This is a genomic window from Chryseobacterium nepalense, from assembly GCF_023195755.1.
Taxonomy (GTDB): domain Bacteria; phylum Bacteroidota; class Bacteroidia; order Flavobacteriales; family Weeksellaceae; genus Chryseobacterium; species Chryseobacterium nepalense.
This window is the reverse complement of the sequence record NZ_CP096203.1, coordinates 2265640-2277747: the sequence shown is the minus strand read 5'-3', so window position 1 is coordinate 2277747 and position 12108 is coordinate 2265640. Positions and strand designations below refer to the sequence as shown.

Sequence of the window (12108 nt, the reverse complement as noted above, 5' to 3'; positions counted from 1 at the left end):
TAGACGTATTAAAATATCAAATTTACTTTAATTTTTAATTACAAATGGCAAAAACATTTTATCTTTGTCATAGATAATATTAATCAGATGAACATTCAGCAATTGGAGTATCTTATCGCTGTAGATAAGTATAAACATTTTGGTAAAGCAGCTCAAGCATGCTTCATTACGCAGCCTACGTTAAGTGCAATGATACAGAAATTTGAGGATGAACTGGATGTAAAGGTTTTTGACAGAACTACCCACCCGATTCGTACCACAGATGTGGGGCTTCAGATCATTGATCAGGCAAAAGTGATTATAGAATCTGTCAATGAACTTAAGAATAAGGCCAACCTTTTAAACAATATTTTAGGTGGTACCATTAATATAGGAATTATTCCTACGGTTTCTTCTTTTATCCTTCCAACAGAGATTTTCAAATTTCTGGAGGATAATCCAAAGATCCAGATGAATGTAAAGGAAATGACAACCGATAATATCATTAAGGCCCTTAAAGCGGGTGAACTTGACGCCGGAATTATTTCTACCCCATATGATTCTGCGGACGAATTTTATCAGGATTTCCTGTTTAATGAAGAACTGATGATTTACAGTTCTGATACGGAAGCTAACAAGAAAAATTCTTACGTTGTTCCGGAAGAACTGAATGTGGAAAAAGTATGGTTGCTTGAAGAAGGAAACTGTCTTAGAAATCAGTTTGAGAACATCTGCCATCTGAAAGAAAATACCCTGAAGCCGAAGAATCTTGATTTTCTTGCTTCCAATATTCAGACATTGGTACACATGGTAGATAAAGTAGGAGGGATCAGTATTTTACCGGAACTCGCGTTAAGTCAGCTTTCCGATCAGCAGAAAGAAAATGTTTTCAGGTTCAAAAAGCCTTTTCCGTACAGGGAAATCAGCATTATTTATTATAAGCCGACCTTCAAGCAAAAAATTATTGACGAATTGTCACATTCTATAAGAGCATCACTCGAGAAAAAGCTTAATTATCACGAAAATCCGAAAGAATTCGTAAGCATTAAACCACAATAAATTTTATTGTTAAAGTTGATAAGCTGCTGCTATTCATGAAATTTATAATAAACGGGCAAAAATTTGAGTATTAAAAAAATAGTACTTAACTTTGCGCACGTTTACGAACGAGGAAAAATTTGTCCTGATTGCAACCTCTATAAAAAAATGCTAAAACAGTATTTCTTTTTAGTCGTACCGACAATTATTCTTATTTTTCTTCGTTAATTTTAATCTAAAACAAATAGAGTAATATGTCTTATTTATTTACGTCTGAATCCGTTTCAGAAGGACATCCGGATAAGATTGCCGATCAGATTTCTGATGCGTTAATCGATCATTTTTTAGCATACGATAAAAATTCCAAAGTAGCTTGTGAAACCCTTGTTACAACAGGACAGGTAGTACTTGCCGGTGAGGTAAAATCTGATGCATATCTTGATGTGCAGACGATTGCCAGAGAAGTCATCAACGGAATAGGCTATACAAAAGGAGAATATATGTTCAATGGTGATTCCTGCGGTGTTATTTCTGCGATCCACGAGCAGTCTCCGGATATTAATCAAGGTGTTGACAGAGCTGTAGAAGATGAATCTTTTGAAGGAAAGGCCAACGCACAGGGAGCCGGCGACCAGGGGATGATGTTCGGGTATGCAACCAACGAAACAGCCAATTATATGCCTTTAGCTCTTGACCTTGCGCATACTATTCTTAAAGAGCTTTCAGCGATCAGAAGAGAAGATTCTGAAATTAAATATCTTCGCCCGGATGCAAAAAGCCAGGTGACGATTGAATATTCTGATGATCATAAACCGATCAGAATCGATTCTATCGTTGTTTCTACACAACATGATGATTTCGGCTCTGAAGAAGAAATGCTGAACAAAATCAGAGAAGACATTAAAAATATTCTGATCCCAAGAGTGGTGGCTTTGCAGTCTGATGAAATCAAAGCGTTATTTAATGATCAGATCAAATACCATATCAATCCTACCGGGAAATTTGTAATCGGTGGTCCTCACGGAGATACAGGTCTTACAGGAAGAAAAATCATTGTAGATACCTACGGAGGTAAAGGTGCTCACGGAGGTGGTGCTTTCTCCGGGAAAGATCCTTCAAAAGTTGACAGAAGTGCCGCGTATGCGACAAGACATATCGCTAAAAATCTTGTTGCCGCGGGAGTTGCAGATGAAGTTTTGGTTCAGGTGTCTTATGCAATCGGTGTGGCAGAACCTTGTGGTTTGTACATCAATACCTACGGAACTGCGAAAGTTGATCTTCACGACGGAGCTATCGCAAAAAAAGTTTCTGAGATATTCGATCTTAGACCTTACGCGATTGAGCAGAACCTGAAACTTAGAAATCCTATCTATCAGGAAACTGCTTCTTACGGGCACATGGGTAAAGAACATTATGTGGCTGATAAGACCTTCAACAAAGGACAGAAAAATGAGCTTACACTTACTGGTTTAGAGTTCTTTACATGGGAGAAACTGGACAAAGTAGACGAAATTAAATCCGCTTTCGGAATTTAATTTTCACAATAATAAACAAATGAATAGCTGCTTTATCTTTCAGGTAAAGCAGTTTTTTTTAATTTTACATAAAATAGAACAGAATATGAATAAAGTACGATTCGTCATTACAATCCTTACCGTTTTTTTTCTCGGCACTTTTGCCAAAGCACAGCTTACCGTACATAAAATGGTAAATGTAGGATATACTTATCAGAATCAAAGTTTTGGCGAAGTGGGTGGCAAGTTGCTTTTCCTTAAGAATGATGATGTCATCTACAGGCTTGGTGCGTCTGCCATGATGGGGTCTGTAAATTCGCAGTTTGCAATAATGCCTAAGGTTTCGACTGACGTTTTATTGAATTTTCAGAAAAATGTGGATTTTTACCATTCGTATTATTTTCTGATAGGCGCAGAAGGTACCAACAAATATGTTGCTCCGAAAGTTGGTTTTACCCTATTCGGGATTCTGGATCTTACCGGAGGGTATGCTTTTCCAATAGGAAACAGCGGAATAAACGGAAAAGAATTAAAAGGACTGAATATTAATTTTTCACTAAATATCCCTACTGTATTCATTCATGACATGTTTAAATGATTTTTTTTAAATTTTTCTTTCAAAAATTTAATAATAGGTTAACAGTTATTAAAAATTTATTATATTTACATCATTAAAAATTGTATCCGCCTATTGATTATACTTTACTCTGAAGAATTGTTTTGTATTTACAGCTGAAACCAGATGAAAAATCTGGAAAGTATTTGTTCAGCAAAAAAGTATTGAGAAGAAGTTATGAAATCAAAATCGGATAGTTTACTTATTTCCCTTTATCAAAAAGGAGACGAAGAGGCGTTGTCGACCCTTATCCACCGCCATCAGAGAGAACTGTTTACATTCATTTTTTACAAAATTAATGATGAAGATCTGGCAAATGATGTTTTTCAGGATACGTTCATGAAAATCATTGTTATGCTTAAGGAAGGACGTTATAACGAAGAAGGAAAATTCATTCTTTGGGCAAAAAGAATTGCTCATAACCTTATTATTGACCATTTCAGAGCAAAATCCAAGAATATTAAAGTATCGGAAACAACTTTTGAAACTGAAGAATATTCCATTTTCGACCTGTTGAGAGAACCTTCTGAAAATATTGAAGACCAGCTGGTAACCAACCAGATTCAGGAAGACCTTTTAAGGATGCTGCAGTTTCTTCCTGAAAATCAGCAGCAAGTAATAAAACTGAGATTTTTTGACGGGTTAAGTTTTAAAGAAATTGCAGATCACACCGATATGAGCATTAATACCACATTGGGACGCGTAAGGTATGCATTAATTAACCTGAGAAAAATCATGGAAGAAAATAATATTATCTTGACACGATAGATAATAATTTCGGAAAATTCTCGTTTTAAGGAAAAACATTTAACCGCCTATGAGAAAAAATGATTCCTTAAAAGTGAAAACTTTGAAACCAAAAAAGCAAACAATTGAGTTTTTACTCAATTTTTCGAAGAATCTTGAGGTTGTAAAAACCAAGAGCAAGAATTATCCGATTTCCAAAAATTAAAATTAATTTTGTGCTGTATGAAAATTCAGCACATTTTTTTTGATCTCGACAATACCTTGTGGGATCACCGCAGAAATGCTTACCTTACCATTAAACAGCTTTTTGAAAAAGAGAAAATTGCCCTGAAATACGGAATTGACTTTGAAGAGTTTCATTCCGTTTATCACGAAATCAATGAGAAGCTTTGGGAAGATATTCGCGACGGAATTATTGATAAAGAGTATCTGAGGAAGCATCGTTTTTATGATACATTCAGACATTTTAATGTTGACGATGAACAGCTGTCCATGTATTTTGAAGAACATTTTTTAGATAAAATACTTAATCACAATGAATTGGTGGAAGGCGCCACGTATATTTTAGATTATCTTAAAGCTAAGAATTACACTTTACATATTATTTCTAATGGTTTTAAAGAAGTTACAGAAAGAAAATGTATTTTATCCGGAATTGATCAATATTTTCAAACAATCACCAGTGCAGATACTGTGGGCGTAAGAAAGCCAAGACCGGAGATTTTTGAATATTCTCTAAAGCTTTCAGAAGCATCAAAAGAGGAAAGTATTCTGATCGGTGACGACTGGATCGCAGATGTTGTCGGAGCACAAAATTTCGGAATGGATGTGATTTTCTTTAATGTTTTAAAGGAAAACAGGCAGGAAGAAGGATTGAAGGTAATACAGCATTTACTGCAGATTAAAGAGTTTCTATAACTTTTTTATAACAATTTTGTTTAAAAAGTTTCGGCGGCACCTTTGGTGCCGCCGAAACTTTATCATAAGGTTTAAAACATTAAAGCCCTAAACTTTTTCTCACTCTTGTAATGGTTTCCGTAGCGATAACTCTCGTTTTAGCGGCTCCTTCCTGAAGTTTTGCTTCCAGTTCTTCAAGATTATTCATATAGTAAGAGAAAAGCGCTCTTTCTTTCTCAAATCTTGTTAAAATTAAATCCAGAAGTTCTTTTTTAGCATGACCGTAACCGAAGTTTCCGGCCAGATATTTCGCTTTCAATTCTTCAGTCTGTTCGGGAGTTGCAATCAGCTGATATATTGCAAATACTTTATCGGTTTCAGGATCTTTCGGTTCTTCCAGTGATTTGGAGTCGGTTTCAATACTCATGACCTGTTTTTTCAGTTCTTTTTCAGGTAAGAAGATATTGATGATGTTTCCTCTGGATTTAGACATTTTATGACCATCAATACCGGGAACATACTTGGTGTTTTCCTGAAGCTCTGACTGAGGAAGCACAAAAACTTCACCCATCTGATTATTAAATCTTGACGCGACATCACGGGCAATTTCCAGATGCTGAAGCTGGTCTTTTCCTACAGGAACGATTTCCGCATCATATAATAAAATATCGGCAGCCATCAGGATAGGGTAGGTGAATAAACCTGCATTAACGTCCTGCAGTCTGTCTGCCTTATCTTTGAAGGAATGTGCTAACGTTAGTCTTTGGTACGGAAAAAAACATGATAAATGCCAAGAAAGTTCACAGGTTTCAGGGATGTCACTCTGTCTGTAAAAATAGGTTTTTTCAGTATCCAGCCCACAAGCAAGCCAAGCCGCAGCAATTTCGTAGGTATTTTGTTTTAGCACTTCCGCATCTTTAATCTGGGTTAAAGAATGAAGATTGGCGATGAATAAAAAAGATTCGTTTCCTTCCTGTTTCGATAGTTCAATCGCAGGAATAATAGCACCCAACAGGTTTCCCAGGTGCGGAGTTCCGGTGGCTTGAATGCCGGTAAGAATTCTTGACATTGTTTAAAATTTATATTTAAAATTAATGAATTGCAAATTTAAATTAATTCTCTAAAATATAGGTTAGTTTAAGCTCTGTTAGACGCAAAGATTTAAGATTGTACTTTTAATATCAGAGAGCAAAGGCACATATATTTGCTGCGCGAACCTTCATCAAATCAACTTGTTGATTCATTCTTTACCTACTTGAATTTATCATTTAATGTAACTTTGCGTTAAAAAAAATACACGCTGGAAAAATTAAGGAATCAAAACTTTATCACCACCAAACTTAGGTTCAACGTCGAAAATTAGATCCCAATACGCTTTTGCTTTAGCAAGATATTCTCTCATATTGGTTTTAAAACCGGCATATTGATTTACATCTAATGCGTTGTAACCGAAAGCTTCCATCCCGTTTTGCCGGGCTAGGAATACCGCTCTTTCATTATGGAATTTCTGGGAGACAATGATAATTTTATTCTGACCAAAAATTTCTTTTGCCCTAATTACTGAATCCAATGTTCTGAATCCTGCAAAATCAAGAAAAATTCTGTCTTGAGGAATTCCGTGCTCCATTAAAGCGAGCTGCATATCTTCAGGTTCGTTGTAATCTTTCGTACTGTTGTCGCCGCTTACGACAATGTATTGTATTTTTCCGGTTTTATACAATTCTACCGCGGCATAAATGCGGTTGTAGAAATAAGCATTCGGAAAACCATTATTTAAGCTTTTGCTTGTACCCAGAAGCAGAGCGGTTTTTGCTGCTGGAAGATCTTTAGTCTCATAAGAAATATAGGGGCCACTGCTTGCCTTAATGCTGTAATTGGCCCAGGCCATAAAAATAATTCCCGCCACGAACAGAAGCAGGAAAAATTTAAGTAAGTTTTTAATCAATTTTTTCATCGGTGTAAAATTCTTTAAAATTCCAAACCGTTCGGGAAGGCTTTTTTTCTGAAAATTAATAATAATGCTGCGCCCACGGTAATCGCAGAATCCGCTACATTAAAGATATATTTAAAAAATTCTATATGTTTTCCTCCGATCAGGGGCCAGCTTTCAGGAACGTTCCAGTCTACCAGTGGGAAATGAAGCATATCCACCACACAGCCTCTCATAAAGGTAGAGTATCCTTCACCGAAAGAGGAGAATTTTGAGATTCCGCCATAGCCGATCCATCGGTCAATACTTGCATCATATACGGTACCGCTGTCGAAAATCAGTCCGTAAAACATGCCGTCTATCAGGTTACCGATTGCTCCGGCAAAGATCATGGCCATCGGAATCAGAAGATAATTGGATTCGCCTCTTTGCAACCATTTTTTAAATAAATAAATCATTCCTCCGATCAGGACAATCCTTACCAAAACAAGGAAATATTTTCCGATAACGCCTCCGAAATGAAGGCCGTACGCCATCCCCGGGTTTTCTACAAAAGTGAGCTTAAACCCCGGCAGAACGGAAACACTGTCATCCAGGTTAAAATGGGTTTTTACATAAATTTTTGAGGCCTGATCAATCAATAAGATAAGAAAGGTTACCAATACGATCTTTTTCATTATAATCCTTTAGGTTTTGTAGGTTTTCCTGTTTTCTCGTTCTTCTTATCAACGATTTTTTTAATCGTCTTCTGATTGTGATGCATGTTCTTGGTATGGAATTTTTCGAACTTAATGTTCATGTCTTTTAGGACGCTTTTCAGCGCACTGAGTTCCATTGCATTTTTCGGATGTACAATAATGGATTCCACTTTTTTAATTTAAATTATTTTTTGGACAGCTCATCAAGCCTTTTTCTTTCTTTGGGTGAAAGATCATTGATGCCGTTTTTGCCCATTTTACTTAAAAGCCTGTCTATTTCTTTTTCCCTTTCGCGTTTATCAGCATTAAACCGGTCATCGATCGTTAAATTTTTTTGCTTTGCAGGAAAAAACCGATTCCTGATCCGGCCTCTGTAAATAAACGCCAGGATTACAACGATGATAATGATTAAAATGAATAAATCACTCATGGATATATACTAAAAATTAGGTTTATAAAGTATTTGTCAAAAATACAATATAAACCCAAATTTATGATATTAACCTTCCGGTTATTTCTGCATATTTTTCGCTTCGATGCTTAGCGTTGCATGAGGAACAGCCAGAAGCCTTTCTTTAGGAATTAATTTTCCGGTTACCCTGCAAACGCCGTAAGTTTTGTTTTCAATTCTTATCAGAGCATTTTTAAGATCACGAACGAATTTTTCCTGTCTTCCGGCTAAAATAGAGTTCTGTTCTTTACTTAAAGTTTCAGCACCTTCTTCAAAGGCTTTAAAGGTTGGTGAGGTATCATCCGTACCGTTATTCTGGTCGTTAATGAAACTTTCTCTGATCAATTTAAGATCATTTTCTGCTTTTTCTATTTTCTCCTTAATGATTGCTTTAAATTCTTGTAAATCAGCATCACTGTATCTTACTCTTTCGTCTGACATGGTTCTTTCTCTTTTTTAATAAAATTATGAAATGGAATTTGAAAAACAATAACTATATGTTAAATTTTTTCAACATTTATCTTAAAATTAACTTCATCTATTTCGATTTCGTTAAAATTTGAAAGTGAAGATACAATTTCTATTTTATTTGACAAGACTTCGGAAGAAATATATTCTTCATTTTTCCTGATGTCATCAATGAAAGGCGAGTTGTCTTCCAGTGAGATCAAAATTCTGTCTGTCAAATCGAAATCTTTATCTTTTCGCAGGTTCTGAATCCTGTTGATGAATTCTCTTGCGATCCCTTCAGATTTTAATTCTTCTGTCAACGTCAAATCTAATGCCACAGTTGTTTTCCCATCGGAAGTTACCGTCCATCCCGGGATATCTTTTGTGGAAATCTCTACATCCTCCAATGTAATTTCATAACCCTGAACATCTAATTTTCCATCTTTTTCAAGTTGTGAAATCAGTTCTGCATTGAAATTGGCAATCTCACCTCCAACTGCTTTCATGTCTTTTCCTAACTTAGGCCCCAACGCTTTGAAGTTCGGTTTGATCTGTTTTATAATAAGATGAGATGCTTCTTCCGCGTTGATCAACTGAATTTCCTTAACATTTACCTCCTGTTTGATCAGTTCTGAAACCGCTGAAATCTGCTCCTCAGTTTTAGAATCTAAAACAGGAATTAACACTTTTTGCAATGGCTGGCGAACTTTTACATTTTCTTTCTTTCTCAAAGAGAAAACCATACTTGTAATGTTCTGTGCCAAATGGGTTTTTTCAACCAGATCCCGGTCAATAAGACTTTCATTCGCAACCGGGAAGTCTGTTAAGTGAATCGATTCTGCACTTTCTTTTCCGGTTACTCTATTTAAATCCTGATATAATTGATCCATAAAGAACGGCGCGATAGGCGCAGATAATTTGGCAACTGTTTCAAGACAGGTATATAAAGTCTGGTAAGCCGAGATTTTATCTTCAGAATAATCTCCTTTCCAGAAACGTCTTCTGCACAATCTTACGTACCAGTTGGATAAGTTATCATTTACAAACGTACTGATGGCTCTTGCCACTCTTGTAGGTTCATAATCTTCGTAGAAAGCTTTTACTTCTTTGATGAGCAGATTTAATTCCGATAAAATCCATCGGTCGATTTCAGGTCTGTTTTCAACTTCTTTTTCAGAATAATTAAACCCGTCAACATTTGCATATAAAGCAAAGAATGAATAGGTGTTGTATAGGGTTCCGAAGAACTTTCTTCTCACTTCATCAATTCCTTCGATGTCAAATTTCAGGTTTTCCCACGGATTGGCGTTTGAAATCATGTACCAGCGGGTAGCATCCGGACCGTAAACCGCAAGTGTTTCAAAAGGATCTACGGCGTTGCCTAAGCGTTTTGACATTTTCTGACCGTTTTTATCCAAAACAAGCCCATTACTCATTACGTTTTTATAGGCTACTGAATCAAAAACTGCCGTTCCGATCGCATGAAGCGTGTAGAACCATCCTCTTGTCTGGTCAACACCTTCGGCAATGAAATCTGCCGGAAAAGCTTTATTGGTATCAATTAATTCTTTATTTTCAAAAGGATAATGCAGCTGCGCGTACGGCATCGCTCCCGAATCGAACCAAACGTCAATCAGATCGCTTTCGCGTTTCATGGCTTGTCCTGAATCTGAAACGAGGATTACCTTATCAACCACATTTTTGTGAAGATCAACAAGTTCGTAATTGGATTCGGACATATTTCCGATGATAAAACCTTTGAACGGATTTTCTTTCATCAATCCTGCTTCAATTGATTTTTCAATTTCATTATACAATTCTTCTACAGATCCGATGATTTTCTCCTCCTTCAGATCAGCTGTTCTCCAGATCGGCAACGGAATTCCCCAATATCTTGAACGGGAAAGATTCCAGTCGTTTACATTTTCCAGCCAGTTGGCGAAACGGCCTTCTCCCGTTGATTTCGGCTTCCAGTTGATTTCTTTGTTTAAATCTACCAGTCTGTCTTTCACGGCTGTCATTTTTACAAACCATGAATCCAGTGGGTAATATAACAATGGTTCATCTGTTCTCCAGCTGTGCGGATACGAGTGAACATATTTTTCTACTTTGAAAGCTTTGTTTTCTTCTTTTAATTTTAAAGCAATTCTTTCATCTACAGACATATATTTTTTCAAGTCTTTGATGACAGAATTTAATTTTTCTTTTTGAATATTGAATTCTATACTTTTTTCTGCTTCACTAAGGTATTCTCCTTTTACATATTCATTGGCAAAACCGTAGATTTCATCGCTTACCTGCGATAAAAATCTTCCCTGTAGATCCACCAGCGGAACAGGATTTCCGTTTTTATCCAAAACAAGCATTGGCGGAACTTCAGGAGTCGCTTCTTTAGCTACTTTCGCATCGTCAGCACCGAAAGTAGGTGCGGTGTGAACGATACCTGTTCCGTCTTCCGTCGTTACGAAGTTTCCTGAGATTACCCTGAATGCATTTTCCGGATTTTGGTGAGGTTTAGCGTAATCTAAAAGCTGTTCATATTTAATTCCAACCAAATCAGCCCCTTTAAATTCGGCTAAAACCTGATAAGGAATAACTTTACTTTCTGCAGTGTAATTTGCGAAATCTTCTTCTGTACCTTCACTGTATTTTTTTGCAAACTGTTTTCCAACCAAAGCTTTAGCCAAAACTACATTTACCGGTTCAAAAGTATATTGATTGAAAGTTTTAACCAAAACATAATCGATTTTCGGTCCTACTGTCAACGCTGTATTGGAAGGCAGCGTCCACGGAGTTGTCGTCCAGGCTAAGAAATGCACATCGCCAAATCCCTGTAAAAATGAAGGCAATGTTTCCGGCAATGTTTTAAACTGTGCCACCACTGTTGTATCTGAAACATCACGGTAAGCTCCCGGCTGATTTACTTCGTGGGAAGAAAGTCCGGTTCCCGCTTTCGGAGAGTACGGCTGAATGGTGTAGCCTTTGTACAGTAACCCTTTATCATACAGTTGTTTCAGCAGCCACCAAACGGTTTCCATGTATTTAGACTTGTACGTGATATACGGATCGTCAAGATCTACCCAGTAACCGATTTTCTCGGTAAGGTTGTTCCAAACGTCTGTGTAACGCATTACCGCTTCACGACACGCTTTGTTGTAATCTTCAATTGAAATCTTAGTGCCAATATCTTCTTTAGTGATTCCTAATTCTTTTTCCACACCAAGCTCTACCGGAAGTCCGTGTGTATCCCATCCCGCTTTACGGAAAACCTGTTTTCCGTTCTGGGTCTGATAACGACAGAAAATATCCTTTAATGCTCTGGCCATTACGTGGTGAATTCCGGGCATACCGTTTGCAGAAGGCGGACCTTCATAAAAAACAAACTCAGGTTGCCCCTCACGAATCTCAACACTCTTATTGAAAGTTTTATTCTGTTTCCAGAATTCCGCTACATTCTCGGCTACGTCAATAAGGTTGAGGTTTTTGTATTCTTTAAATTGGCTCATTGTAATAGATCAATATCGTTGATTAATTAAGTTGGCAAATTTACTAAAATTTACCGGTTTATAATATATGTTTTGTTTTGATATTTATAGTGAAAAATGTTCTGTTTCAGAAAAGTAAAGCAGAGGAATAAGGAAAGGTGAAAGATCAAGCGTGAATAAGTGAATTTATCCTGTTGCTAAAAGTTGTTTCAAAAAAACTTCCACAAATAAAAAATCTGCCTGCAAAATCTGCATGGTTTTTCTTACCAAGCAAGGATTTATTTTAAACCTGTATATTCTTAA

Annotated in this window: 12 protein-coding genes; 5 read left to right on the top strand and 7 right to left on the bottom strand. The window is 36.6% G+C overall.

The window, feature by feature from the left end:
• Positions 1-87: 87 nt before the first annotated feature.
• From M0D58_RS09895 to M0D58_RS09875, 5 genes are all read left to right on the top strand, one after another.
• Positions 88-1038, top strand: a complete 951-nt coding sequence (locus M0D58_RS09895; RefSeq protein ID WP_248388836.1) for a LysR substrate-binding domain-containing protein — start codon at positions 88-90, stop codon at positions 1036-1038.
• Between the two features lie 233 nt (positions 1039-1271).
• Positions 1272-2552 (top strand): methionine adenosyltransferase, encoded by a 1281-nt coding sequence (gene metK, locus M0D58_RS09890; protein WP_248388834.1) that lies wholly within the window; start codon positions 1272-1274, stop codon positions 2550-2552.
• Between the two features lie 85 nt (positions 2553-2637).
• Positions 2638-3129 (top strand): hypothetical protein, encoded by a 492-nt coding sequence (locus M0D58_RS09885; RefSeq protein ID WP_248388832.1) that lies wholly within the window; start codon positions 2638-2640, stop codon positions 3127-3129.
• A 195-nt stretch (positions 3130-3324) separates the two neighbouring features.
• Complete coding sequence (locus M0D58_RS09880; RefSeq protein ID WP_248388830.1) at positions 3325-3915, top strand: RNA polymerase sigma factor; 591 nt, start codon at positions 3325-3327, stop codon at positions 3913-3915.
• Between the two features lie 201 nt (positions 3916-4116).
• A complete protein-coding gene (locus M0D58_RS09875) occupies positions 4117-4812 on the top strand; it encodes a YjjG family noncanonical pyrimidine nucleotidase (RefSeq protein WP_248388828.1) in 696 nt (231 codons plus the stop codon).
• A 79-nt stretch (positions 4813-4891) separates the two neighbouring features.
• Here M0D58_RS09875 and trpS read toward each other — a convergent pair whose 3' ends face one another.
• From trpS to ileS, 7 genes are all read right to left on the bottom strand, one after another.
• A complete protein-coding gene (gene trpS / locus M0D58_RS09870; protein WP_248388826.1) occupies positions 4892-5860 on the bottom strand; it encodes a tryptophan--tRNA ligase in 969 nt (322 codons plus the stop codon).
• 240 nt (positions 5861-6100) lie between these two features.
• Positions 6101-6745 (bottom strand): SanA/YdcF family protein, encoded by a 645-nt coding sequence (locus tag M0D58_RS09865; protein ID WP_248388824.1) that lies wholly within the window; start codon positions 6743-6745, stop codon positions 6101-6103.
• Positions 6746-6759: 14 nt separating this feature from the next.
• Positions 6760-7398 (bottom strand): lipoprotein signal peptidase, encoded by a 639-nt coding sequence (locus tag M0D58_RS09860; RefSeq protein WP_248388822.1) that lies wholly within the window; start codon positions 7396-7398, stop codon positions 6760-6762.
• Entirely contained in the window at positions 7398-7589 is a 192-nt protein-coding gene (locus M0D58_RS09855; protein ID WP_072884312.1) for a DUF2683 family protein, read from the bottom strand. The genes M0D58_RS09860 and M0D58_RS09855 overlap by 1 nt, the downstream gene beginning before the upstream one ends.
• 14 nt (positions 7590-7603) lie before the next feature.
• A complete protein-coding gene (locus tag M0D58_RS09850) occupies positions 7604-7849 on the bottom strand; it encodes a DUF6576 domain-containing protein (protein ID WP_248388820.1) in 246 nt (81 codons plus the stop codon).
• An 81-nt stretch (positions 7850-7930) separates the two neighbouring features.
• Positions 7931-8311 (bottom strand): TraR/DksA family transcriptional regulator, encoded by a 381-nt coding sequence (locus tag M0D58_RS09845; RefSeq protein WP_027378898.1) that lies wholly within the window; start codon positions 8309-8311, stop codon positions 7931-7933.
• Positions 8312-8370: 59 nt separating this feature from the next.
• Complete coding sequence (gene ileS, locus M0D58_RS09840) at positions 8371-11826, bottom strand: isoleucine--tRNA ligase (protein ID WP_248388818.1); 3456 nt, start codon at positions 11824-11826, stop codon at positions 8371-8373.
• Positions 11827-12108 lie beyond the last annotated feature (282 nt).